At 70.5% G+C, this 23,920-nt stretch carries 19 protein-coding genes and 1 tRNA gene; 8 read left to right on the top strand and 12 right to left on the bottom strand.

Features of this window, described 5'->3' with window-relative positions:
* Positions 1–24: 24 nt before the first annotated feature.
* Positions 25–1,458: an MFS transporter gene (locus ACFY2L_RS01380; protein ID WP_390821222.1), complete on the top strand. Its 1,434-nt coding sequence runs from the start codon at positions 25–27 to the stop codon at positions 1,456–1,458.
* Positions 1,459–1,537: 79 nt separating this feature from the next.
* Here ACFY2L_RS01380 and ACFY2L_RS01375 read toward each other — a convergent pair whose 3' ends face one another.
* The gene (locus tag ACFY2L_RS01375) at positions 1,538–2,431 is read right to left on the bottom strand and encodes a hypothetical protein (protein ID WP_390655918.1); all 894 of its coding nucleotides are present in this window, start codon (positions 2,429–2,431) and stop codon (positions 1,538–1,540) included.
* An 86-nt stretch (positions 2,432–2,517) separates the two neighbouring features.
* Here ACFY2L_RS01375 and ACFY2L_RS01370 point away from each other — a divergent pair, with 86 nt between their 5' ends.
* From ACFY2L_RS01370 to ACFY2L_RS01355, 4 genes are all read left to right on the top strand, one after another.
* The gene (locus tag ACFY2L_RS01370; protein ID WP_390655919.1) at positions 2,518–2,877 is read left to right on the top strand and encodes a chorismate mutase; all 360 of its coding nucleotides are present in this window, start codon (positions 2,518–2,520) and stop codon (positions 2,875–2,877) included.
* 137 nt (positions 2,878–3,014) lie between these two features.
* Positions 3,015–5,510: an aminopeptidase N gene (pepN, locus tag ACFY2L_RS01365; protein ID WP_390821221.1), complete on the top strand. Its 2,496-nt coding sequence runs from the start codon at positions 3,015–3,017 to the stop codon at positions 5,508–5,510.
* 127 nt (positions 5,511–5,637) lie between these two features.
* The gene (locus ACFY2L_RS01360; protein WP_390655921.1) at positions 5,638–7,005 is read left to right on the top strand and encodes a pyridoxal phosphate-dependent decarboxylase family protein; all 1,368 of its coding nucleotides are present in this window, start codon (positions 5,638–5,640) and stop codon (positions 7,003–7,005) included.
* A complete protein-coding gene (locus tag ACFY2L_RS01355; protein ID WP_390655922.1) occupies positions 7,002–8,426 on the top strand; it encodes a lysine N(6)-hydroxylase/L-ornithine N(5)-oxygenase family protein in 1,425 nt (474 codons plus the stop codon). Before ACFY2L_RS01360 ends, ACFY2L_RS01355 begins: the two co-directional genes overlap by 4 nt.
* 35 nt (positions 8,427–8,461) lie before the next feature.
* Here ACFY2L_RS01355 and ACFY2L_RS01350 read toward each other — a convergent pair whose 3' ends face one another.
* Complete coding sequence (locus ACFY2L_RS01350; protein ID WP_390655923.1) at positions 8,462–10,267, bottom strand: bifunctional metallophosphatase/5'-nucleotidase; 1,806 nt, start codon at positions 10,265–10,267, stop codon at positions 8,462–8,464.
* 163 nt (positions 10,268–10,430) lie between these two features.
* On the opposite strand from ACFY2L_RS01350, the gene ACFY2L_RS01345 reads away from it, so the two are divergent.
* Together ACFY2L_RS01345 and pyk are read left to right on the top strand one after the other, a co-directional pair.
* A complete protein-coding gene (locus ACFY2L_RS01345; RefSeq protein WP_390821220.1) occupies positions 10,431–11,135 on the top strand; it encodes an SIMPL domain-containing protein in 705 nt (234 codons plus the stop codon).
* A gap of 184 nt (positions 11,136–11,319) precedes the next feature.
* Entirely contained in the window at positions 11,320–12,756 is a 1,437-nt protein-coding gene (pyk, locus tag ACFY2L_RS01340) for a pyruvate kinase (protein ID WP_390655925.1), read from the top strand.
* Between the two features lie 97 nt (positions 12,757–12,853).
* On the opposite strand, the gene ACFY2L_RS01335 is transcribed toward pyk, so the two are convergent.
* Positions 12,854–12,926: transfer RNA gene (locus ACFY2L_RS01335), tRNA-Leu, on the bottom strand.
* A gap of 102 nt (positions 12,927–13,028) precedes the next feature.
* On the opposite strand from ACFY2L_RS01335, the gene ACFY2L_RS01330 reads away from it, so the two are divergent.
* Complete coding sequence (locus tag ACFY2L_RS01330) at positions 13,029–13,685, top strand: ANTAR domain-containing response regulator (RefSeq protein WP_390655926.1); 657 nt, start codon at positions 13,029–13,031, stop codon at positions 13,683–13,685.
* Between the two features lie 75 nt (positions 13,686–13,760).
* On the opposite strand, the gene ACFY2L_RS01325 is transcribed toward ACFY2L_RS01330, so the two are convergent.
* From ACFY2L_RS01325 to ACFY2L_RS01285, 9 genes are all read right to left on the bottom strand, one after another.
* Positions 13,761–14,477, bottom strand: coding sequence for an ABC transporter ATP-binding protein (locus ACFY2L_RS01325; RefSeq protein WP_390655927.1), 717 nt, complete (start codon positions 14,475–14,477; stop codon positions 13,761–13,763).
* The gene (locus tag ACFY2L_RS01320) at positions 14,474–15,388 is read right to left on the bottom strand and encodes an ABC transporter ATP-binding protein (protein ID WP_390655928.1); all 915 of its coding nucleotides are present in this window, start codon (positions 15,386–15,388) and stop codon (positions 14,474–14,476) included. Before ACFY2L_RS01320 ends, ACFY2L_RS01325 begins: the two co-directional genes overlap by 4 nt.
* A 5-nt stretch (positions 15,389–15,393) precedes the next feature.
* A complete protein-coding gene (locus ACFY2L_RS01315) occupies positions 15,394–17,217 on the bottom strand; it encodes a branched-chain amino acid ABC transporter permease (RefSeq protein WP_390655929.1) in 1,824 nt (607 codons plus the stop codon).
* Positions 17,218–17,222: 5 nt separating this feature from the next.
* Positions 17,223–18,155, bottom strand: coding sequence for a branched-chain amino acid ABC transporter permease (locus ACFY2L_RS01310; protein WP_390655930.1), 933 nt, complete (start codon positions 18,153–18,155; stop codon positions 17,223–17,225).
* Positions 18,156–18,268: 113 nt separating this feature from the next.
* Complete coding sequence (locus ACFY2L_RS01305) at positions 18,269–19,495, bottom strand: branched-chain amino acid ABC transporter substrate-binding protein (RefSeq protein WP_390655931.1); 1,227 nt, start codon at positions 19,493–19,495, stop codon at positions 18,269–18,271.
* Positions 19,496–19,783: 288 nt separating this feature from the next.
* On the bottom strand, positions 19,784–20,452 hold the full coding sequence (locus tag ACFY2L_RS01300) for a Tat pathway signal sequence domain protein (protein WP_390821219.1): 669 nt from the start codon (positions 20,450–20,452) through the stop codon (positions 19,784–19,786).
* Complete coding sequence (locus tag ACFY2L_RS01295) at positions 20,449–20,850, bottom strand: hypothetical protein (protein WP_390821218.1); 402 nt, start codon at positions 20,848–20,850, stop codon at positions 20,449–20,451. Before ACFY2L_RS01295 ends, ACFY2L_RS01300 begins: the two co-directional genes overlap by 4 nt.
* Positions 20,851–20,926: 76 nt before the next feature.
* Positions 20,927–21,391: a hotdog fold thioesterase gene (locus tag ACFY2L_RS01290; protein WP_390655934.1), complete on the bottom strand. Its 465-nt coding sequence runs from the start codon at positions 21,389–21,391 to the stop codon at positions 20,927–20,929.
* Positions 21,392–21,442: 51 nt separating this feature from the next.
* Positions 21,443–23,722 carry an FdhF/YdeP family oxidoreductase gene (locus ACFY2L_RS01285; protein WP_390821217.1) on the bottom strand — a complete coding sequence of 760 codons (2,280 nt, stop codon included), beginning with the start codon at positions 23,720–23,722 and terminating at the stop codon, positions 21,443–21,445.
* Positions 23,723–23,920 lie beyond the last annotated feature (198 nt).

Below are 23,920 nucleotides of genomic sequence, written 5' to 3'. Positions count from 1 at the left end.
TAAATTCACCGGCAGGAGAGAGCCATGTCCACCACCGTCACGCCGTCCCCGCCCCCCGTCACCGCTCCCCATCCGCGCCGCTGGGCCGCCGCCGTCGTCATGATGGTCGCCGCGCTCATGGACCTCCTCGACACCACGGTCGTCAACGTCGCGATCCCCTCCATCGGCACGGACCTGCACGCCTCGCCGAGCGAGCTGCAGTGGACGGTCTCCGCCTATCTGCTCGGCTTCGCGGCCGCCCTCATCGTCTCCGGCCACCTCGGCGACCGCCTCGGCCGCCGCGCCCTCTTCCTCACCGGCACCGCCGGCTTCGGACTGGCGAGCCTCGCCTGCGGAATCGCCCAGACCCCCGGACAGCTGATCGCCGCGCGCGCCGTCCAGGGCGTCCTGGCCGCCGTCCTCGTCCCCCAGGTCATCGGCTCCTTCCGCACCCTCTTCCAGGGCCGCGAACGCGGCGCCGCCTTCGGCATGTACGGCGCCGTCGCCGGGTTCGCCTCGGCGGTCGGACTGCTGCTCGGCGGGGTACTCACCGACGCCGACCTGTTCGGCTGGGGCTGGCGCTCGGTGTTCCTGGTGAACGTGCCGGTCGCCCTGGCCACCCTCGTCGCCGGAGCACTCCTGGTGCCCGCCACCCGGGAACGCTCCGCGGGGCGCCCCGACGCGCTCGGCAGCCTCGTCCTCGCGGGCGGGCTGGTGGCCGTCGTGCTGCCCCTGGTGCAGGGACGCGAGAACGGCTGGCCCCTGTGGGGCTGGATCTGTCTGGCGGCGGGCCTGCTCGCCGTCACCGGCCTCGGTGTGGTCGAGGCGCGGCGGCACGGCACCACCACGGTCCCCCTGCTCCCGGCCCGCGCCTTCCGGCTCCCCGCGTTCTCCGTCGGCGTCCTGGTCCAGCTGCTCTTCTCCCTCGCGATGCAGGGCTTCTTCCTCGCCTTCGCCGTCTGGCTGCAGGCCGGCGAGGGCTACACACCGCTGCAGGCCGGCCTGCTGACCGTCGCCTTCTCCGTCGGCGGCTTCCTCACCGCCCCTGCCGCCGACAGCCTCGCCGTGCGATACGGGCGGCTCGTCCTCGGCGCCGGAGCGCTGCTCATGGCCGCCGGACACGCCTGGGTGTGGTCCGCGATCGACGGCGCCGCCGACACCCACACCGGCGCCTGGCCGCTGGTCCCCGGCCTGGTCGTGGCCGGCGCCGGCCTCGGCTTCCTGGTGGTGCCCCTGGTGAACGTCGTCCTGTCCGCCGTACCCGCCGACCTCGCCGGCGGCGCCTCCGGGATCTTCTCCACCGCGCAGCAGTTCGGCGGCGCGCTCGGCGCGGCGGTCGTCGGCACGGTGTTCTTCGGCCACGCCGACGACGGCCTCAGCCAGGCGCTGGGGGCGGCGATGCCCTGGGTGACCGGCGGGTTCGTGGCGTGCGCGGGCCTGTGCGCGCTGCTCCCGCGAACGGCCGTCCCCCACGACTGACCCCGGGCCGCTCCCGCGAACGGCCACCCCGACTGTCCCGGGCCGACTGACCCGGGCCGGTCGCCCTCGGTGCCCTGACCTACGTGTCGCACTCCAGAACCGTCCGGCACAACCCGCACCTCGCCCGCACCCGCCCCTTCACGGGCACCCTGATCCGCTGATGACAGGTGGGACAGGGGAACATCACCCGCAACGGCCCCTGAGGGTCGGGCGCGAACGTGTACGGCACGTCCGGTGCCCCCGCGGGGCGGCGGTCCTGGGCGTGCCGCCGGTCCCGGGCGTACCGGCGCCGCCCCGCCCAGCCCGCCGCCGTCAGCGGCGGCTGCCGCTCGTCACGCAGCGCCCGCTCCCGGCCCCGCACATAGGCCGTGTACGCCTGCGCACTGGTGAACCACGTCGACGGATCCTCCCCGAACACCTGCGACCGCTTCGCCAGCACGTACCCGAACTCCTCCGGCGTCAGATACCCCAGCTTCTGCGAGGAGGCCGCGTCCTCCCGGTAGGCGTCCAGCAGCAGCCAGCCCGCGCCCAGATACGTCGTCGCGGTGTCCGTGAGGATCTCGTTGTCCCGCGTCCCCGGGAACGACAGGTCCAGACGGTGCAGATAGACGTGCATGATCTCGTGCGCCAGCGCCGCGCCGATGTCCCGCCGGTGCCTGCGGAACCGGTCGTTCAGCTCGACGAAGTACTCCGGGCCCGCCGTCAGCTCCACGTTCGCCGCGTGCTCCATCTCCCGGAACGCGACGATCATCCGCGCGTCCGGCAGCCGGAAGTGCCGCACCAGCTCCCGCGCCACCCGCTGCGCCCCCAGATGCAGGTCGTCGGTGTCGCAGAACGCCACGTCCGCGGGGGCCACACTGGCGCCGAACTGGTGGATGGTGTCGTACGACAACCGCCGGTACAACGCCGTGACGGCCGCCCGCACCGTCTCCAGATGCGGATAGCCGTGCTGCACCGGTCCGCCGTCGGCCACGCCCGCACCCCCAAGACGCCGAGCACCCGATTCCACTGTACGGGCAGCGCGGACGCCCGCAGGGGCATGCCCTAGGGTGATCGCCCATGACCACCCGCAACACCCCCGGCACCGGCACCGGCGACGTCGACCCGGCCGTCCGCGCCGAGCTCGCCCGGCTGCGCGACAGCATCGACAACATCGACGCGGCCGTCGTCCACATGCTCGCCGAACGCTTCAAGGCGACCCAGCAGGTCGGCCACCTCAAGGCCCGCCACCAGCTGCCGCCCGCCGACCCGGCCCGCGAGGCCCGCCAGATCGAGCGGCTGCGCACCCTCGCCGAGAACGCCAAGCTCGACCCCGCGTTCGCCGAGAAGTTCCTCAACTTCATCATCGCCGAGGTGATCCGCCACCACGAGCGCATCGCCGAGGACGCCGTCCACGAAACGGCCCCCACCGCCGGCTGACGGACCCCTCGTCCGGCCCGGGATCCACCCCGGCGCCGGCCCGGCTCCGGCCCGGCGCCTCCGGCGCGAGAAGGGACATAGGGCGCGTACCGATCCGCCCCTGTGCCCGGCCTGCGGTATCAGGCAGCATGTCGTTCATGTCCGTACTGACGCGCGACGAAGCGCAGAACCGTGCCCAGCTCCTCGACGTCCACCGCTACACCGTCGAGCTCGACCTGACCACCGGCGACGAGACCTTCGGCTCCCGCACCGTCATCGAGTTCACCGCGCGCGCCGATGGGGACACCTTCGTCGAGATCAAGCCCGCCGAGCTGCGCTCCGTCACCCTCGACGGACAACCGATCGACCCCGAGAGCCTGGACGAGAACCGGCTCGCCCTGAAGAACCTCGGCGCCGGCGAACACGAACTGCGCGTCGACGCGACCATGCGCTACTCCCGCACGGGCGAGGGCATGCACCGTTTCACCGACCCCAGCGACGGCGAGACGTACCTCTACACGCAGTTGTTCATGGACGACGTCCAACGCGTCTTCGCCGCCTTCGACCAGCCCGACCTCAAGGCCGTCTTCGAACTGACCGTCGACGCCCCCGAAGGATGGACCGTCCTCGCCAACGGCATCGCGCGGCACCTCGGCGACGGCCGCTGGCAGGCCGCCCCCACCCCCCTCATCTCCACCTACCTCGTCGCCGTCGCCGCCGGACCCTGGCACTCCGTGCGCACCGAACACCGCGGCCTGCCCTTCGGCATCCACTGCCGCCGCTCCCTGGCCCCCTACCTCGACGCGGACGCCGACGAGATCCTCGACATCACGCGCGCGTGCTTCGACCGCTACCACGAGAAGTTCGAGGAGCCCTACCCCTTCGACTCCTACGACCAGGCGTTCGTCCCCGAGTTCAACGCCGGCGCCATGGAGAACCCCGGACTCGTCACCTTCCGCGACGAGTTCGTCTACCGCTCCGCCGTCACCGACACCGAACGCCAGACCCGTGCCATGGTCATCGCCCACGAGATGGCCCACATGTGGTTCGGCGACCTCGTCACCCTGCGCTGGTGGGACGACATCTGGCTCAACGAGTCCTTCGCCGAGTACATGGGCTACCAGACCCTCACCGAAGCCACCCGCTTCACCGACACCTGGACCGACTTCGGCGTCGTGCGCAAGGCCTGGGGCTACGACGCCGACCAGCGGCCCTCCACCCACCCCGTCGCACCCGAAGCCGTCCCCGACACCGCCTCCGCCCTCCTCAACTTCGACGGCATCTCCTACGCCAAGGGCGCCTCCGCCCTGCGCCAACTGGTCGCCTGGCTCGGCGAGAAGGACTTCCTCGCCGGCATCAACACCCATGTCGGCCGGCACAGGTTCGGCAACGCCGCGCTCGCCGACTTCATCGACTCCCTCGCCGCCGCCACCGAACGCGACGTGCACGCCTGGGCCGACGCCTGGCTGCGCACCACCGGCGTCGACACCCTCACCCCCGTCGTCACCGGCGACAACGGCGACCACCACCTGACCGTCGAGCACACCGGCAGCCGCCCCCACCGCATCGCGGTGGGTCTCTACGACCAGGATCCCGCCGACGACGGCGGCCGCCTCGTCCTGCGCGAACGCCTCCACCTCGACATCCCGCAGAGCGAGCCGCTGCCGCTCGGCAAGCGCCCCACCCTGCTCCTCCTCAACGACCGCGACCTCACCTACGCCAAGATCCGCTTCGACCCGCGGTCCTCCCGGAGCATCACCACCAGCCTCAGCGGCCTGCCCGGCCCGCTCACCCGCGCCGTCGTCTGGAACGCCCTGCGCGACGCCGTCCGCGACGGCGAACTCGCCCCCGCCGCCTACCTGGCGACCGCCCGCGCCCACCTCCCGCACGAGACCGACCTCGCCCTCGTCCAGGGCGTCCTCGCCTTCGCCTCCGCCCACGTGGCCAACCGCTACACCGCCCCCGAGGAGCGCCCCGCCGCCCTCGCCACCCTCTCCTCCCTGTGCCGCGACCTCATCCGCCGCACCGAGGACGGCGACCACCCCGGCCTGCGCCTGATCGCCGTACGCCACTTCATCAACGTCGCCGCCCACCCCGACACCATCGACGCCTGGCTCGCCGACGGCACCGTCCCCGGCGGACCCGAACTCGACCCCGACCTGCGCTGGCGCGTCCTCGCCCGGCTCGCCGTCCTCGGCGCCACCGACGAGGCCGCCATCGCCGCCGAGTTGGAGCGCGACCCCTCCGCCACCGGACGGGAGGGCGCCGCCCGCTGTCGCGCCGCCCTCCCCGACACCGAGGCCAAGGCGAGGGCGTGGGCGTCGATGTTCGCCTCCGACGACCTCTCCAACTACCTCTTCACGGCCACCGCCCAGGGCTTCTGGCAGCCCGAACAGGCGGATCTCGTACGCGAGTACGTCCCGCGTTTCTACGAGGACGCCGTCGCCGTCGCCGCCCGCCGCGGGCCCGCCATCGCCGACGCCGCGGGCCACTGGGCCTTCCCCGCCCACGCCATCGACCCCGAGGCACTCCGCCTCGGCGAGGCCTGCCTGCGCGACGCCGACCCGATCCCGGCGCTGCGGCGCAAGCTGGCCGACCAACTCGACGACCTGGCCCGGGCCTTGAAGGTGCGCTCCGCCCACGGCGCCGCCTGACCGGCACGTTCCCCCCGGTGATCGGTACCCCCTTTCGGGTACCGATCGCCGGTGTTTTCGGGCGTGTCTCCGCAACGGCGTACAAGCTGGAAACCCCCTCGGCCCCGCGCCCGCCCGGAGAACTTCCATGAGCACCCCGCCGCTCGCCTCAGGCCCCGAAGGCACCGGCGCCCTGCGGCCGTTGCTCACCACCGTCCTCGACGCGCTGGACGCGGGCGCACGGGCACGCGGGGGACCCCTCCCGGCCGGCGGCCCCGAAGCGGTCGCGGCCCGGCTCCGGGCCGCCGTGGGCGACGTACTCCCCGACCGGGGCGACCCGGACGCCCTGGCCACCGTCGTCCGCGCCCTCGCCGAAGGCGCCGCCGACCCCGCCCACCCCCGGTGCGCCGCCCACCTGCACTGCCCGCCCCTCGCCGTCGCCACCGCCGCCGACCTCGCCGCCTCCGCCCTCAACCCCTCCCTCGACTCCTGGGACCAGGCCCCGGCCGCCTCCGAACTGGAGACACTGGTCACCAAGGCGCTCGCCGCGCAGGTCCACGGGACGGCGAGCGGCGACGCCCTCGTCACCACCGGCGGCACCGAATCCAACCAACTCGCGCTGCTCCTGGCCCGCGAGACCCTCGGCCCCGCCGTCCGCCTCGTCTGCGCGGCCAACGCCCACCACTCCCTGACCCGCGCCGCCTGGCTCCTCGGCCTGCCCGCCCCCGTCGTCCTCCCCGCCCCCGGCGGCACGCTCGACCCCGCCGCCCTCGACGAGGCCCTCGCCACCCACCCCGGCCCCCACCTGGTGGCCGCCACCGCCGGCACCACCGACGCCGGACTCATCGACCCCCTCCCCGATGTCGCCGCCCGCTGCCGGGCCCACGGCGCCCGCCTGCACATCGACGCCGCCTACGCCGGCGGACTCCTCTTCAGCGACCGCCGCCGCGCCGCACTCGCCGGTCTGGACGCCGCCCACACCGTCACCCTCGACCTGCACAAACTCGGCTGGCAACCCGTCGCCGCCGGCCTCCTGGCCGTCCGCGACCCCGCCGACCTCACCCCCCTCCACCAGCACGCCGACTACCTCAACGCCGACGACGACACCGAGGCTGGTCTCCCCGACCTCCTGGGCCGCTCCCTGCGCACCAGCCGCCGGCCCGACGTCCTGAAGATCGCCGTCACCCTCAAGACCCTCGGCCGCCAGGGCCTCGGCGCCCTCGTCGACCAGGTCTGCGACCGCGCCCGGGAACTCGCCGCCCTCGTCCAGGAGCACCCCCGCCTCGAACTCCACGCCCCGCCCACCATCAGCACCGTCCTCTTCCGCCCCACGGGCGCCCCCGACGCCGCCGTCGCCGCGATACGCCGCCGCCTGCTCACCGACGGCCACGCCGTCCTCGGCCGCGCCCGCGTCGACGGCCGGCTCTGGCTCAAGACCACCCTCCTCAACCCCCACACCCACCCCCACGACCTGGCCGCCCTCCTGCACCTGGTGGAAGGAACAACCCCCGCATGAACACGCCCCCGCCCGCCGACACACCCCCACCCCCCTACAGCACCCGCGACCTCGTCGGCATCGGCATCGGCCCCAGCAACCTCTCGCTCGCCGCCCTCGCCCACCCCCTCGCCGAGCTCGACACCGTCTTCTACGAACAACGCCCCCGCTTCGACTGGCACCCCGGCCTCCTCATCGACGGCGCCCGCGTCCAGGTCCCGTTCCTCGCCGACCTCGTCACCCTCGCCGACCCCGCCAGCCCCTGGACCTTCCTCAACTACCTCAAGACCCACCACCGCCTCTACCCCTTCTACTTCGCCGAGCGATTCCACATCCGCCGCACCGAATACGACACCTACTGCCGCTGGGTCGCCGACAACCTCCCCGCCCTCCACTTCCGCCACCAGGTGGACGCCGTCCGCTGGAACCCCGACCGGGACGTCTTCGAGGTCGACTTCACCCAGCTCGACAGCGACGGAGAAGCCGAAGCCCTCGGCCGCACCCACACACGCAACGTCGTCCTCGGCATCGGCACCGAGCCCTACGTCCCCGACCCCCTGCGCCCCCTCGTCGACGCCCCCGGTGTCCCCGTCCTCCACGCCACCGACTACCTCACCCACCGCGACACCCTCCTCGGCGCGGGCCACGTCACCGTCGTCGGCTCAGGCCAGTCCGGCGCCGAGGTCTTCCTCGACCTCCTGCGCCACCGGCCCCCGGGCCGCGAACAGCTCCTGTGGATCGGCCGCACCGCGGCCTTCGCCCCCATGGAGTACTCCAAGCTCGGCCTCGAACACTTCACCCCCGACTACACCCGCTACTTCCACGCCCTCCCCGAACCGGTCCGCGACCAGGTCGTCACCGCCCAATGGCAGCTCCACAAGGGCATCGACGCCGGCACCCTCGACGCCATCCACGACGAGCTCTACCGCCGCACCCTCCACGGCGGCTGGCCCGACGCCGTCCTCACCCCCGGCGTCCGCGTCCGCACCGCGGGCCGCATCGCGACCACCAGGATCGAACTCCATCTGGAACACACCCAGCAGAACACCCGCTCACGCCTCATCACCGACGCCGTCGTCCTCGCCACCGGCCACCGCGAACGGCCCCTCGACCGCATCCTCGCGGGCCTGGACCCCTACATGCGCCGCGACAACAGCGAACGCCCCCGCATCGACGAACAGTTCCGCCTCGTCCTCGACCCCGCCGTCACCGGCGCCGTGTACGTCCAGAACGCCGAACGCCACACCCACGGCGTGGGCGCCCCCGACCTCGGCCTCGCCGCCTGGCGCGGCGCCACCATCCTCAACACCGTCACCGGCAAGGAGAACTACCCGCTCCCCGCCCGCACCGCCTTCACCAGCTTCGGCCTGGAACAACGACAGCCCCAGATCCCGCCCGCACGCCAGCCGAGAACGCTGACACCCCTCAAGGACGGAATCTGAGGCCGCCGCCGCGGACCCTCAGGCCCGACGCCCGGCTAGAACACCGGCGTACCGTTCCGCGTGAGCTTCCAGTCCACCGACGCGAAGTCCTTCGGGTCCAGCACACCCTTCGCGGTCACCCACTCCGCGATCCGGGTCCGGATCTCCGTCGACTCCGACCACACCTCGGTGGCGGAGGCCACGTGCGGGAACGCGCCGCCGCCGTTCGCCCGGTAGTTGTTCACCGCGAACACGAACTGCTGGGCGTCGTCGAGCGCCGCACCGTTGTACGTCAGGTTCTTGATCCGTGAACCCGCCGCCTGCGCGATGTCGATCTCGTACGACAGCCCCGAGACGTAGTCGTAGTTGTAGTCCGGCCGGCTGTTCGCGTTCGTCAGCTTCTCCACGTCCACGACGGCGTCCGCCGCGGTCTGCACGAAGTACTCCGCCGAGTACTCCAGGTACGCCCTGATCTGCGCACCCGTCAGCAGCTTCGCCACCAGCGTGTTGTCGTACACGTACAGGCTCGACAGATCCCGGATCGTCACCTGGCCGGCCGGGATCTCCGACGTTCGGGAGAACGGCGACGCCTGGGAGATCACCGGCAGTGACGCGTACGACGTCCCCGCCAGGGCCGCCTTGACGACGTCCTCCTGGACCTTGGTGATCAGGTCGATGATCGGGGCGTCCTTGTACCGCGCCTCCACCGTCGTCAGCGTCTCGGTCGCCGTACCGACCACCTGGTTGACGTACTCCACGACCTTCGCGTGCTCGTCGCCGAGCAGCTTCGTGATCTTCGGGTCGTCGGCCACCGTGTTGGAGTTCAGCACCTTCGAGGACACGGACTCGACCGTCCACCGGCCCTTCTCGAACACCAGCTCGATGTCGAAGAGGGACAGCCGCTCCGCGTACGCCAGCGGCTCCGACAGCACCACCGTCCTGCCGGTCTTCGCGTTCGTCACCTTCAGCTCGGGGATCTCCACGTGCGCGTGCCCGACCAGGATCGCGTCGATGTCCGGCACCTGCTGCGCCACCAGCGCCGCCGAGTTCTCGACGTACGGCAGCTGGTCACCGTACGAGGACGTGCCGGAGGAGCCGGAGTGCGCCGAGACGATCACCACGTCCGCGCCCATCGACTTCAGCTTCGGCACCCACTTCGCGGCCTGCTCCTCCAGCCCGGGGAACGCCAGCTTGCCCTGCACATAGGCCTTGTCCCAGATGGCGATACCGGGGTTCGTCAGGCCCAGCACCGCGACCTTCACGGGCCGTGCGCCCCGCACACAGAAGGTCTTGATGACGTAGGGCGGAAACGCCGGCTTCAGCGTCTTCGCGTCCACCGCGTTCGCCCCCAGCAGCGGGAACCGCAACTGCGACTCGAACTTCCGCAGCGTCTCGATGCCGTAGTTGAACTCGTGGTTGCCCAGCGCCGCCGCGTCGTACCCGATCGCGTTCATCGCCTGCGCCATCGGGTGCACCGGACCACCCTTCGCGGTGATCGGGTCCACCTTCGCGTAGTAGTACGTCAGCGGCGTGCCCTGGATCGTGTCGCCCGCGTCCAGCAGCAGCGTGTTCTCCCGCCCCTTCTCGGCGCGGACCTGGTTGACGAGGGTCGAGATGCGCGCCAGCCCCTGGGCGTTGCCCGCCTTGTCCGCGTACTCGGCGTTCTTGAAGTAGTCCCAGTTGAAGACGTGACCGTGCAGGTCCGTCGTCCCCATCACCGTCAGCGAGTACCGCTTCGGCTGCTTCCCCGGCTTCTTCGCCTCCGCGGCCTGCGCCGACGGAGCCGCGGCCGCGCCCGCGATCGCCACCCCCGCCCCGGTCACGGCGGACTTCTTCAGGAACTTCCGGCGGTTCAACGGCATGTCTCGTGCTCCTCGGGGACTGGTCAGCGACGCGCGTAGACGAACGCGCGTAGATTCTGACCCGTCCATGACCGAAGACAACAGGTCCCGGAGGTTTCGATCTGGTGACCAGACCGGTCAACTCCGGCCTGCCAAAAGGGAAAGCCATGACAAGGTGGGGCGTATGACCTCACCGCAGCTTCCTCCGTACGGCACCCCCGACACCCCCCTCCTCGCGGTACGCGGCGAGGCCGAGATCGAGGCCGACCCCGACCTCGCCCGCATCGACGTCACCGTCACCGCCCGCGGCAAGGACCGCCGCGCCACCCTCGACGACCTCACCCGCCGCAACGCCACGGTCGTCGAGCTGATCAAGTCCTACGGCGACGCCGTCGAGGACGTCTCGACGGGTGCCGTGTCCCTCACCCCCGAACTCGGCCAGCGCGGCCGGGGCGAACGCGTCCGCGCCTACCACGGCCGGGTCCACCTCACCGCCGAGCTGACGGACTTCACCGCACTCGGGGAACTCACCACCCGCCTCGCCGATCTGGATCTGACCAGGGTGGACGGCCCCTGGTGGACCCTGCGCCCGGACTCGCCCGTCCACCGCCGCGCCCGCCAGGAGGCCGTACGGGACGCCGTACGGCGGGCCAAGGAGTACGCGGAGGCCCTGGGGACGACGGTCGGCGCGCTGATCGAACTCGCCGACACCGGCACCGGCTCGGTGCCCGGACGTCCCCAGGCCGGCTTCGGGCGCCGTATGCGCCGGATGGCGGCGGCCGCGGAGGAGGTCGAACCGGCGCCGGAGCCCCTGGACCTGGAGCCGCAGCGGATGCGGATCAGGGCGGAGGTCGGCGCGCAATTCACGATGGTTCCACCGGCCCTGTGAATTCACCCGGACCGCGCATTCGGGCGGACCGCGAAATCGAGCGGGCGTGTGAATCGGATATCGAATGCTCATAAGAGCGGTACCCCGCACAATGCAACAGTTGTCAACTCCCCTTCACTCAAAGGTTGTTGAGCAGTCATGTCCTCCCAATTCGCTACCGATCGGTAAGTCATAGGCTCGACTCATGCGCCGAGCAAAAATCGTTTGTACCCTGGGCCCCGCCACCGACTCCTACGACCAGCTCAAAGCCCTGGTCGACGCCGGAATGGACGTGGCCCGCTTCAACCTCAGCCACGGCAGCCACGCCGAACACGAGGAGCGCTACCACCGCGTCCGCAAGGCCTCCGACGAGACCGGCCGCAGCGTCGGCATCCTCGCCGACCTTCAAGGCCCGAAGATCCGCCTCGGCCACTTCGCGGAAGGACCCGTACTCCTTGAACGCGACGACACCTTCACCATCACCGTCGAGGAGGGCGTGGCAGGCGACGGCACCCGCTGCGGCACCACGTACGCGGGCCTCGCGGACGACGTGACGCCGGGGGAGCGCATCCTCGTCGACGACGGCAAGGTCTGCCTGGAGGTCACCGAGGTCGACGGCCCCCGCGTCCGCACCCGCGTGGTGGAGGGCGGCGTCATCTCCGACCACAAGGGCCTGAACCTGCCCGGCGTCGCGGTCTCCGTCCCCGCCCTCTCCAAGAAGGACGAGGACGACCTGCGCTGGGCCCTGCGCACGGGCTTCGACGTCGTGGCCCTGTCGTTCGTCAGGAGCGGACGGGACATCGTGGACGTCCACCGGATCATGGACGAGGAGGGGCGCAGGCTGCCGGTCATCGCCAAGGTGGAGAAGCCGCAGGCCGTCGAGAACATCGACGAGATCGTCGCCGCCTTCGACGGGATCATGGTGGCCCGCGGCGATCTGGGCGTGGAGATGCCCCTGGAGCAGGTCCCGGTCGTCCAGAAGCGGGCCGTCGCGCTGGCCAGGAGGAACGCCAAGCCGGTCATCGTCGCGACGCAGATGCTGGACTCGATGATCGAGAACTCCCGCCCGACCCGCGCCGAGGCCTCGGACGTGGCGAACGCCGTCATCGACGGCACGGACGCGGTGATGCTGTCCGGCGAGACGAGCGTCGGCAAGTACGCGGTGGAGACCGTCCGGACGATGGCGAAGATCGTGGAAGCCGCGGAACAGGACCTCCTCGCGAAGGGCCTGCCGCCGCTGACGGAGAGCAACAAGCCCCGCACCCAGGGCGGCGCCGTGGCCCGCGCGGCGGCGGAGATCGGCGACTTCCTCGGCGCGAAGCTCCTGGTCGCCTTCACCCAGAGCGGCGACACCGCCCGCCGTCTCTCCCGCTACCGCTCCCCGATCCCCCTGCTCGCGTTCACCCCGGAACCGGCGACCCGCTCACAGCTCAGCCTGACCTGGGGTGTGGAGACGTTCCTCAACCCGCCGGTGGACTCCACGGACGCGATGGTCGACCAGGTGGACGAACTCCTGCTGAAGTACGGCCGCTGCGAGAAGGGGGACGTCGTGGTCATCACCGCCGGCTCGCCCCCGGGCGTGTCGGGCTCGACCAACCTGGTCCGCGTACACCACGTGGGGGAGGACGACAGTCCCAAGTAGCGGGCTTTCGTCAGTTCTTGGAACCGCGAAAAAAGCGGATGTTCACGAGAACGAGAACATCCGCTTCTGAATGACATCCTTGAAAAACAAGGAAAAGTACCCCGGGTCGGATTCGAACCGACGCTGTATGGTGTTTGAGACCATTGCCTCTACCGCTGGGCTACCGGGGCTCCCTTTAAAAACAAGGTCGACAGCCACCCGCCGTGCCCCCACCTTACCGCAGCTGGGTAGGCTCTTGTCAGCAGTACCCCTGCCCTGAACGAGGAGCCCCCGTGACCGCCCCCGAGTCGCCCCAGCCCGTAGACGCGCCCGACGACGACAAGTCGCACGTGCCTCCGCTGACGACCCGTGTCGTCATTGCCGAGGACGAGGCCCTGATCCGACTCGATCTGAAAGAGATGCTGGAGGAGGAGGGCTACAGCGTCGTGGGCGAGGCGGGTGACGGCGAGCAGGCGATCGAGCTGGCCCGCGAGCACCAGCCGGACCTCGTGATCCTCGACGTGAAGATGCCGAAGCTGGACGGCATCTCCGCCGCCGAGAAGATCGCCGAGGAGCGGATCGCCCCGGTGCTGATGCTCACCGCCTTCTCGCAGCGCGACCTGGTCGAGCGGGCCCGCGACGCCGGTGCCATGGCGTACCTGGTCAAGCCGTTCAGCAAGAGTGACGTCGTGCCGGCGATCGAGATGGCCGTCTCCCGGTTCACCGAGCTGAAGGAGCTGGAGAAGGAGGTCGCCGACCTCACGCTCCGCCTGGAGACCCGCAAGCTGGTCGACCGGGCGAAGTCCATCCTCCAGACGGAGTACGGGCTGACCGAGCCGGCCGCGTTCCGGTGGATCCAGAAGACGTCCATGGACCGGCGCATGTCGATGCAGCAGGTCGCCGAGGCCGTCATCCAGGATGCCGAGGAGAAGAAGGCGAACAAGGGCTGATCCCCTGACGCCCGTGCACAAGCGACGAGGCCCGCGCCCGGAGAAGGGGCGCGGGCCTCGTCGTGCCGGGGAGGCTCAGTCCTCGCCGAGGTAGGCCTTGCGGACGGACTCGTCGTGCAGGAGGTCCTGGCCGGTGCCGGAGAGGACGATCTTGCCGATCTCCATCACATGGCCCTGGTCGGCGAGCGACAGGGCCGCCTGGGCGTTCTGCTCGATGAGCAGGATCGTCATGCCCTGGGACTTCAGCTCGGCGATGGTGGCCATGATCTTCTGCATCATGATCGGCGACAGGCCCATGGACGGCTCGTCGAGCATCAGCAGCTTCGGCTGGGACATCAGGGCGCGTCCCATGGCCAGCATCTGCTGCTCACCGCCGGACAGGGTGCCCGCGGCCTGCTTGCGGCGCTCTCCCAGGATGGGGAAGAGGTCGTAGGCGCGCTGGATGTCCTTCTCGATGCCCGCCTTGTCGCTGCGGAGGAAGGCGCCGAGGCGGAGGTTGTCCTCGATCGTCATGCGCGGGAAGATGTGCCGCCCCTCCGGGGAGTGGGCGAGCCCCAGCGAGACGATGTTGTGGGCGGGGACCTTCTTCAGCGACTTGCCGTCGAACTTGATCTGGCCGCCGACCGGCTTCAGCAGGCCGGACAGGGTGCGCAGAGTCGTCGTCTTGCCGGCGCCGTTGGTGCCGATGAGGGTGACGACCTCGCCGGCCTCGACCTTGAAGGAGATGCCCTTCACGGCTTCGATCTTGCCGTAGGCGACCCGGAGGTCCTCGACTTCGAGCAGTGCGGTCATCGGTCGTTCTCCTTGCCGGGCACGGCGTCCGTCGTGGTGTCGGCGTCCGTCGGGGTCGCGGCGTGCGCCTCGGCCGCTTCGACTTCGGCCACCTCTTCGTCGCCGGGGGCGTTCTCGAAGGGCTCGCCGAGGTAGGCGGCGACGACGCGCTCGTCGCCCTGGACGGTGGCGCTGTCGCCCTCGACGAGCTTCTCGCCCTGGACGAGGACGGCCACGCGGTCGCACAGGTTGAAGATGAAGCGCATGTCGTGCTCGATGACGAGAACGGCGATGCCCTTGTCGCGGATGGCGAAGACGAGTTCCTCCGTCGCCCGCGTCTCCTGCGGGTTCATGCCGGCGGTCGGCTCGTCCAGGAGCAGCAGGCCGGGCTCGCTGGCCAGGGCCCGCGCGATCTCCAGCTTGCGCTGCTCGCCGTACGGGAGGTTGCGGGCGAGGTGGTCGGCCTTCTTCTCCAGCCCGACGAACTCCAGGAGTTCCATGGCGCGTTCGCGGGAGGCGGCCTCGGCCTTGTGGAAGCCGGGTCCGCGCAGGACGGCGGACCAGAAGCCTTCCTTGGTCCGCGTGTGGCGGCCGACGAGGACGTTCTCGAGGACCGTCATGTTGGCGAACAGGCGGATGTTCTGGAAGGTGCGGGCGATGCCCGCGGCGGTGACCTTGAAGGACTTGGGCGGCAGGACGTCGCCCTTGTAGCGGACCTCGCCCTCGGTGGGGATGTACAGGCCCGTGAGGCAGTTGAAGAAGGTCGTCTTGCCGGCGCCGTTGGGACCGATGAGGCCGACGATCTCTCCGGCGTTGACGTGGAGGTCGACGTTGCGGACGGCGGTGAGGCCGCCGAAGCGCATGGTGACGCCGCGTGCGTCGAGGACCTTCTCGCCGGCGGGGGCGACCTGGGTGGTGGTGTCGGTGGTCATGGTGGTCAGGCCCCTGCCTTCGTCAGGACGGTGGGCGCTTCCGCTTCCTCGTGGAACTCGAGCTGACGGCGCCGGTTGGGGATCATTCCCTCCGGGCGGAAGCGCATCAGCAGGATGAGTGCGAGGCCGAAGGCGAAGAGCTGGTAGTCGCCCAGGAACTGGAGCTTGTTGGGGATGAGGAAGAGCAGCGAGGCACCGATGAGGGGGCCGCCGATGGTGCCCATGCCGCCGAGGACGACCGCGGCGAGCAGGAAGGCGGAGTTGGGCGGGATGGGCCCGGCGAAGAGGTACTGCTCGGGGGTCACGGTGTAGGTGACGTGGGCCTGGACGGTGCCGGCGAGGCCGGCGAGCGAGGCGCCGACGGCGAAGGCGATGAGCTTCACGCGGAAGCCGTTGATGCCCATGGCGAGCGCGGCGGTCTCGTCCTCGCGGATCGCGACCCAGGCGCGGCCGATGCGGGAGTCGCCGCTGCGCCGGAACACGGTCACGACGATGGCGGTGATGATCAGCATCAGGAAGAAGTAGTTGGCGAAGCGGCCGATGTCCACGCCGAGGATGTTGTGGACGGCTCCGAAGTCGAACCCGAGGATGTTCAGGTTCGGGATGGAGGAGATGCCGTTGGAGCCGTTGGTGATGTCGGGTCCGGAGGTGCCGTCCAGGTTGTTGGCGGTGATGCGGAAGATCTCTCCGAAGCCGAGGGTGACGATGGCCAGGTAGTCGCCGCGCAGTCGCAGGGTCGGGGCGCCGATGAGGACGCCGAAGACGAGGGATGCGGCGGCGCCGACCAGGGCGGCGGCCCAGAACGGGAAGTGCACGTCGAAGGGCGAGCTGGGCGAGCCGGAGACCATGGCCGCGGCGTAGGCGCCGACGCCGAGGAAGGCGACGTAGCCGAGGTCGAGGAGGCCGGCGAGGCCGACGACGATGTTCAGGCCGAGGGCGACGGTGGCGAAGATGAGGATGTAGACGCCGAGGGTCGCGTACTGGTCGTCGGTCTGGGTGAAGGGGAACAGCGCCGCCGCGACGAAGGCGCCGCAGATGGTGATGTTCTGGTGCCGGGCGGTGATCTGGCTGGCCTGGGCCACCAGGCCGGACTTGTTGAGGGCGGCGAAGCCGAAGCCGGCGGTGATGAGGAAGCCGATGAAGAGCTCGTCGTACTCGGTGCCGATGCCGTAGGTGAAGACCGTGAGGACCACGGCGAGGACGGCGACGATGACCAGGATCTCCGCGTAGGCGGGGAGCTTGCCGACGGGGCGCGCGGTGCCGGTGGCGAAGGCGGCCTTGACGGTCTGCCACTGGTGGGCGGCCTTGTGCTTGGTGTGCTCCCACGACGTGTCGTCGGGGTCGATCGGGTCGGGCTCGGGGTGCTCGAACGGCAGGGCCAGGGCGCCGAGGAAGGCGACGAGGCTGGCCAGGGCGACGACGTAGCCGCCCGGTTCGAGGTTGACGACGCCGCCGAGGTCGACACTGATCGCGATGACCGTGTACCAGCTGGTGGCGAAGGTGGCGAGGGCGGCGAACTTGATGGCCGAGTCGGCGCCCGCGGGGACGAGCCAGCCGAGGCCCTTGACGGAGTAGGAGGCCAGGCAGAACAGGGTGGTGAGGATGCCGCCGATGAGGACGAGGACCTGCAGTCCGCCCGGGTAGCCGTAGACGGTGAGGTCGCCGGGGAAGGCGGACGTCCAGGTCCAGGCGAGGAAGGTGGAGATGATGGTGAGGACGGAGCCGCCGGCGGTGAGGGCGCGGGCCGCGGTCTCGGGGATGCCGATGAGGCCGGCCGGGGCGGAGGCGGTCTTGCCGAACGCCTCGGGGGTGGTGGTCTGTGTCGTCATCGGTGTCACGCCCTGTCCGCGACGCGCTCGCCGAGCAGGCCCTGGGGCCGGAACAGCAGAACGAGGATGAGGAGTACGAAGGCCCAGACGTCTGCCCAGGAGTTGCTGCCGAACTGGTCCATGCCCGGGATGTCGGCGATGTAGGCGGTGGCCAGCGTCTCGGCGATGCCGAGGACGACGCCGCCGATCATGGCTCCGTAGATGTTGCCGATGCCGCCGAGGACGGCCGCGGTGAAGGCCTTGAGGCCGAGCAGGAAGCCCATGGTGAAGGAGATCTGGCCGTACTTGAGGCCGTAGGCGACCGCTCCGACGGCGGCGAAGGTGGCGCCGAGGGCGAACGCGATCACGATGATGCGGTCGGTGTTGACGCCCATGAGCTTCGCGGTGTCCGGGTCCTGGGCCGTGGCCTGCATGCCGCGTCCGGTGCGGGTCTTCATCACGAAGTAGGCGAGGAAGGCCATGCTGAGGGGCGCCGCGACGAGCAGGAAGATGTCACCGGTCTGGATGGTGACGCTGCCGATCTCGAAGGGGCCGCCCTCGATCTGGGGGAACACACGGGCGGACTTCGCCTCGGGGTACCAGGCCCAGACGGCCTGCTGCAGGCCGAGGGAGAGGCCGATCGCGGTGATGAGGGGCGCGAGGCGTGGTGCGTTGCGGAGGGGACGGTAGGCGAACCGTTCCGCTCCCACGGCGACGGTCACGGAGACCAGGACGGCGCCGACCAGCATCAGAGGCAGGGCGACGGCCATGCCGGTGCCGTCGGGCAGTATGTACACGTAGACCGTGAGAGCGCCGAACGCTCCGGTCATGAAGATCTCGCCGTGGGCGAAGTTGATGAGCTGGACAATGCCATAGACCATTGTGTAGCCGATGGCGACCAGGCCGTACATGGATCCCAGTAGCAGGCCGTTGACCAGCTGCTGCGGCAGTTCGTTCACCGCATGTCCTCCGAGACGGTTCGGATGTTTCGACGGGTGGGGCCGGATGCGAGTCCGCGCGGGGCGCCAGTGGAACAGCGCCCCGCGCGGCTCAGGAGTGGTGCGGGCGGAGGTCAGCCGGTGTAGGTGCCGGTCTTGACGGGCTTCCAGGCACCGCTCTCGACGGAGTAGACGGTGAGCTGCTTGTTCGTGGCGTCACCGAACTCGTCGAAGGAGACCTTGCCGGTCACACCGTCGAACGAGACGTTCTGCATCGCGGCCGTGATCTTGGCGCGGGCGTCGTCCGGCAGCTTGCCGTCGTTGTCCTCGACGACCTTCTTGACGGCCTCGATGATGGCCCAGGCCGAGTCGTAGGCGTAACCGCCGTAGGCGGAGTACTCCTCCTTGTAGCCGGCGTCCTTGTAGTTGGCCACGAACTCCTTGGCGGAGTCCAGCTCCTCGACCGGGGCGCCGACGGAGGTGGAGAGGTCACCCGTCGCGCTGGAGCCGGCCAGCGGGATGTAGTCCGCGGAGTTGATGCCGTCGCCGCCGACCAGCGGGATCTTGGCACCGGCGGCCTTGATCTGCTTGCTCAGCGGACCGGCCTGCGGGTACTCACCGCCGTAGTAGACGACGTCGGCGCCGGAGTTCTTGACCTTGGTGGCGACCGCGGAGAAGTCCTTGGAGTCCGGGTTGATGTGCTCGGTGCCGACGACCGTGCCGCCGAGCTTCTTGAACTCCTCGGTGAAGGTGGCGGCCAGACCGGCGCCGTAGGTCTTCTTGTCGTCGATGACGAAGACCTTCTTCTTCTTGGCGTCGTTGAAGACGTACTGCGCGGCGAACGGGCCCTGGATGGCGTCCGTGGTCGCGGTGCGGAAGTACGACTTGTAGGTCCGCTTCTTGGACTTCGCCCAGTCGGTGCCCTGGGTGAGCGCCGGGTTGGTGTTGGCCGGGGAGACCTCGACCAGCTTGGCGTCGTCGAAGACCTTCTGCATCGACTCGGCGACGGAGGAGTTCAGCGGGCCGACGACGCCGAGGACGCTCTTGTCGGCGACGAGGGCCGTGGCGTTCTGCTGACCCGCGGAGGGCTGCGCCTGGTCGTCCTTGGCGACGATCTTGAAGGTGACGCCGTCGACGTACTTCTGCTTGTTGGCCGTCTTGGCTGCGAGGTCGGCGGAGTTCTTGATGCCGAGGCCCATCGCGGACAGGTCGCCGGTGAGCGGGGCGTCGACGCCGATGGTGACGGTGGTGCCGCCGCTGTCGGAGCCCTTGTCGTCGCTGTCGCGCGAGCCGCAGGCAGTGAGGGTGAGTGCTCCCGCAGACAGCGCAGCGGTGATGGCGATGAGCGAACGTTGACGCACGTTCCAGTCCTTTCCCTGGGCGGCCCTCCCCCCTGGAAGAGGCCGAGTCGAGCGCCGGGCCGAAGGGGTTTTCCAGGCGGCGCGGTGACTGGGCGTGACTCTAAGCGGGTGGAGGGAACGTGGAGGAGGGTCTGACCAAGGCTGTGACGCTCTTGTTATGACACGAGGTAATGCAGAGCGGTACTTGGCGGGTGGAACAGCGAAATTCAGGCCGATTCGCCCTGTCCACATGTTGAGAACGCGCAGGATGAACCCTGATGGGTTCAGGCGTCTCGGGCGTTTTGGTGATTACAGTGAATCGTTGCTACAGGCGACCTGTAGGGCCTGGGAGAGGTCTCGCGCATAGCGGGGACCCAGGATGAAACTCCGCACTTGTATTGCACGCGCATTACGTAGAGTTACGTCGATGAAAGGCAGCCCGGCGTTCTCCGGTACTTTCCCGCATTCCGTCACGTGCAGAGCGATGACGATCTTGCGCGCGGAACCCGCCTTTGTGCGGAACGGAGCCCGCGGATCCGAGGTCAGGGAAACGCCGGCGTACGGCTGGGACACCCGCGTCACGGTGACCGGTGGGCCCGACTCCACGTTCAGCAGCACCTCGAAGGCGAGGGTGTGGGGCGGGGCGCCCGGCGGGACGGTGTGCCCGCCCAGGTAGCTGACGTCGACGACCTGGGCGGGGAACGGCGGTCGGGGGGTGGCCTGTTCGCGTCCATGGGGGCGGGTCGCGTACAGGAGGCCGCCGCCCGCGAGGAGGCCGACGGCGGTGACGGTGGCGAGCACGGCCCTGCGGTGGGCGGCGTAAAGGAGGGTCAGGCGGGCGAGGCGGGGGTGCGGCTGCGGCTGCGGGGAGGGCGTGGGGGCGCCGGTGGGGGCGTTCCACGCGTGCGTGCCCCCATCGGCGCTGGGGTCCCACGCGTGGGTGCCCTCGCCGGGCTCGACCGGGCCGATGCCGCTCACTGCCAGGGACCTTCGCCCGGGCCGCCGGAGCGGTACCACTCGGTGCAGCCCGCGCGTGTCTCACGGTCGATCAACTCGTCGGCGGCGTCCGCTCCGTGGCGTTCCTTCTCCGTCCGCGCGGCGTCCACGACGCTCCGCAGGATCTCGTACTGGCCGTTGGACAGTCCCATCGACTGGTAGTCGCCGTAGGTGCCGCCGTCCAGGACCTCCCGCGACCAGTGGGCGACGAGGCGGGTGCACAGTTCCTCGGGCGCGGTGGGGGCGGGGGAGGGGGAGGTGCTTCGGGCGGTGTCGTGCCCGGCCGGGTCGCCGCAGGCGGTCGCCGACACCCCCGCGAGCAAAGCCAGTCCGAGCAGCCGGGCCGCGGCCCGCGCCTTGTGCGCCCCTCCCCTTGTCATGCCCCGACGCTAGGCCGCCGGGGCGCGGTAGGGCAACGGGCGCCCGGCGCATGCCGGCTCGGGCGCCCGTGCACCGTCAGCCCGCGGTGGGGGCGTCCCGCAGCAGACAGGTCAGCCGCGCGGTGCACACCCGCCGCCCCTCCTCGTCGCTGATCACGATCTCGTACGTCGCCGTGGAGCGCCCCTGGTGCACGGGTGTGGCCACGCCGGTCACCAGGCCGGAGCGGACGCCCCGGTGGTGGGTGCAGTTGAGGTCGACGCCGACGGCGATCTTGGAGCTGCCGCCGTGCAGCATCGCACCGACCGAGCCGAGGGTCTCGGCCAGCACCGCGGAGGCACCGCCGTGCAGCAGCCCGTAGGGCTGGGTGTTGCCCTCCACCGGCATGGTGCCGACCACGCGGTCCGCCGATGCCTCGATGATCTGCACGCCCATGCGGGTGCCGAGATGCCCCGCGGAGAACAGGGCCACGAGGTCGACGCCGAGCGCGGCGTACTCGTCGATGACCTCTTGAGGGAACTTCACTTGCTGCTGCTCGCCCATGGGGCCCGGCTCCGTTCGTCGATCCACGTCACGCGACGACTGAGCAAACGCTCAGTCGGTCGTCGATTGTTCCAGACGGACCACGACGGACTTACTGGCCGGGGTGTTGCTGGTGTCGGCGGTGGCGTCCAGCGGGACCAGCACGTTGGTCTCCGGGTAGTAGGCGGCCGCACAGCCCCGCGTGGTCGGGTACACCACGACACGGAAACCGGGCGCCCGCCGCTCCACGCCGTCCTCCCACTCGCTCACCAGGTCCACGTAGGAGCCGTCGGCGAGCCCGGACGCGCGCGCGTCCTCGGCGTTGACCAGGACGACCCGGCGGCCGTTCCTGATGCCCCGGTAGCGGTCGTCGAGGCCGTAGATCGTGGTGTTGTACTGATCGTGCGAGCGCAGCGTCTGCAGCAGCAGCCGGCCCTCGGGCAGCTTCGGGTACTCCACCGGCGCGGCGGTGAAGTTGGCCTTGCCGGTGGCCGTCGGGAAGCGGCGCTCGTCGCGCGGGGCGTGCGGGAGCGTGAAGCCGCCGGGGCGCGCCACGCGCGTGTTGAAGTCCTGGAAGCCGGGGATCACGCGCGCGATGCGGTCGCGGATCGCCGCGTAGTCCCTCTCGAACTCCTCCCACGGCACCTTGCTGTTCTCGCCGAGCACACGCCGGGCGAGCCGGCAGACGATGGCCGGCTCCGACAGCAGGTGGTCGCTCGCGGGCGCCAGGCGCCCGCGCGAGGCGTGCACCATGCCCATGGAGTCCTCGACGGTCACGAACTGCTCGCCGCCGTCCTGGAGGTCGCGCTCGGTGCGGCCGAGCGTCGGCAGGATCAGGGCACGCGCGCCCGTGACGACGTGCGAGCGGTTGAGCTTCGTCGACACGTGCACCGTCAGCCGCGCGCGCCGCATGGCCGCCTCGGTCACCTCGGTGTCGGGGGAGGCGGCGACGAAGTTGCCGCCCATGGCGAAGAACAGCTTCGCCTCGCCGTCGCGCAGGGCGCGGATGGCCCGTACGACGTCGTAGCCGTGCTCGCGCGGGGGCGCGAAGCCGAACTCCTTCTCCAGGGCGTCCAGGAAGGCCGGGGCGGGGCGCTCGAAGATGCCCATGGTGCGGTCGCCCTGCACGTTCGAGTGGCCGCGCACCGGGCACACGCCCGCGCCCGGGCGGCCGATGTTGCCGCGCAGGAGGAGGAAGTTGACCACCTCGCGGATGGTCGGCACGGAGTGCTTGTGCTGGGTGAGTCCCATGGCCCAGCAGACGATGGTGCGCTCGGAGGCGAGCACCATGCGCAGGGTCTCCTCGATCTCCGCGCGCGTGAGGCCCGTCGCGGTGAGCGTCTCGTCCCAGTCGGCGGCGCGGGCGGCCTCGGCGAACTCCTCGAAGCCATGGGTGTGTTCGGCGATGAACGCGTCGTCCAGGGCGCCCTCGGTCTCGAGGAGCAGCTTGTTGAGCAGGCGGAAGAGGGCCTGGTCGCCGCCGATGCGGATCTGCAGGAAGAGGTCGGTGAGCGCCGTGCCCGCGGTGAGGCCCTTGGGGGTCTGCGGGTTCTTGAAGCGCTCCAGGCCCGCCTCGGGCAGTGGGTTGACGCTGATGATCCTCGCGCCGCCCGCCTTCGCCTTCTCCAGTGCGGAGAGCATCCGCGGGTGGTTCGTCCCCGGGTTCTGGCCGGCGACGATGATCAGGTCGGCCCGGTAGAGGTCCTCCAGCAGGACGCTGCCCTTGCCGATGCCGATGGTCTCCGACAGGGCCGAACCGGAGGACTCGTGGCACATGTTGGAGCAGTCCGGCAGGTTGTTCGTGCCGAGCTCACGCGCGAAGAGCTGGTAGAGGAAGGCGGCCTCGTTGCTGGTGCGGCCCGAGGTGTAGAAGACGGCCTCGTCGGGGGAGGAGAGCGCGGCCGTCTCCTCGGCGATGATGCCGAAGGCGCGCTCCCAGGTGACGGGCTCGTAGTGCGTGCCGCCCTCGGGGAGGTACATGGGGTGGGTGAGCCGCCCCTGCTGGCCGAGCCAGTAGCCGCTGCGGCCGGCGAGGTCGGCGACGGGGTGGGCGGCGAAGAACTCCGGGGTGACCCGGCGCAGGGTCGCCTCCTCGGCCACCGCCTTCGCGCCGTTCTCGCAGAACTCCGCCGCGTGCCGGTGGTCCGGCTCCGGCCAGGCGCAGCCCGGGCAGTCGAAGCCGTCCTTCTGGTTGACCCGCAGCAGGGTCAGCGCGGTGCGCTTCACGCCCATCTGCTGCTGCGCCATGCGCAGGGTGTGACCGATGGCCGGCAGGCCCGCCGCCGCATGCTGGGGCTCGGCGACCTGCGGCGCGTCCTGGACCGGGTCGGCCTTGGGCGGCTTCGTTGCCATCGCTGCGCTCTCCTTCGCCGGCACGTGCACTGCTCTGTCCTCGATCCTCGCACGCACCGCCGACAGCCTGGCCGGCCGGTGCGTGCGGAGGACGGACCCATGGTTGCGCAATGAGCAATGGTTGCGGAAGAGGCAACCCGTCTGGGTCGACGGGACGGCGGCCGGGGCCGAGTGTCAGTGGGGCGTGGCAGGATCGGG

The organism is Streptomyces sp. NPDC001381, from assembly GCF_042895685.1.
GTDB lineage: Bacteria > Actinomycetota > Actinomycetes > Streptomycetales > Streptomycetaceae > Streptomyces.
Note: the sequence above shows the minus strand (reverse complement) of the source record. Positions and strands in the feature narration are given on the sequence as shown.

What these genes read in the sequence shown, in the direction of transcription:
- ACFY2L_RS01380 (WP_390821222.1), top strand. Translation starts at nt 25, where the DNA reads ATGTCCACCACCGTCACGCCGTCCCCGCCCCCCGTCACCGCTCCCCAT.
- ACFY2L_RS01370 (WP_390655919.1), top strand. Translation starts at nt 2,518, where the DNA reads ATGACCACCCGCAACACCCCCGGCACCGGCACCGGCGACGTCGACCCG.
- pepN (WP_390821221.1), top strand. Translation starts at nt 3,015, where the DNA reads ATGTCCGTACTGACGCGCGACGAAGCGCAGAACCGTGCCCAGCTCCTC.
- ACFY2L_RS01360 (WP_390655921.1), top strand. Translation starts at nt 5,638, where the DNA reads ATGAGCACCCCGCCGCTCGCCTCAGGCCCCGAAGGCACCGGCGCCCTG.
- ACFY2L_RS01355 (WP_390655922.1), top strand. Translation starts at nt 7,002, where the DNA reads ATGAACACGCCCCCGCCCGCCGACACACCCCCACCCCCCTACAGCACC.
- ACFY2L_RS01350 (WP_390655923.1), bottom strand. Translation starts at nt 10,267, where the DNA reads ATGCCGTTGAACCGCCGGAAGTTCCTGAAGAAGTCCGCCGTGACCGGG.
- ACFY2L_RS01345 (WP_390821220.1), top strand. Translation starts at nt 10,431, where the DNA reads ATGACCTCACCGCAGCTTCCTCCGTACGGCACCCCCGACACCCCCCTC.
- pyk (WP_390655925.1), top strand. Translation starts at nt 11,320, where the DNA reads ATGCGCCGAGCAAAAATCGTTTGTACCCTGGGCCCCGCCACCGACTCC.
- ACFY2L_RS01325 (WP_390655927.1), bottom strand. Translation starts at nt 14,477, where the DNA reads ATGACCGCACTGCTCGAAGTCGAGGACCTCCGGGTCGCCTACGGCAAG.
- ACFY2L_RS01320 (WP_390655928.1), bottom strand. Translation starts at nt 15,388, where the DNA reads ATGACCACCGACACCACCACCCAGGTCGCCCCCGCCGGCGAGAAGGTC.
- ACFY2L_RS01315 (WP_390655929.1), bottom strand. Translation starts at nt 17,217, where the DNA reads ATGACGACACAGACCACCACCCCCGAGGCGTTCGGCAAGACCGCCTCC.
- ACFY2L_RS01295 (WP_390821218.1), bottom strand. Translation starts at nt 20,850, where the DNA reads ATGACAAGGGGAGGGGCGCACAAGGCGCGGGCCGCGGCCCGGCTGCTC.
- ACFY2L_RS01290 (WP_390655934.1), bottom strand. Translation starts at nt 21,391, where the DNA reads ATGGGCGAGCAGCAGCAAGTGAAGTTCCCTCAAGAGGTCATCGACGAG.
- ACFY2L_RS01285 (WP_390821217.1), bottom strand. Translation starts at nt 23,722, where the DNA reads ATGGCAACGAAGCCGCCCAAGGCCGACCCGGTCCAGGACGCGCCGCAG.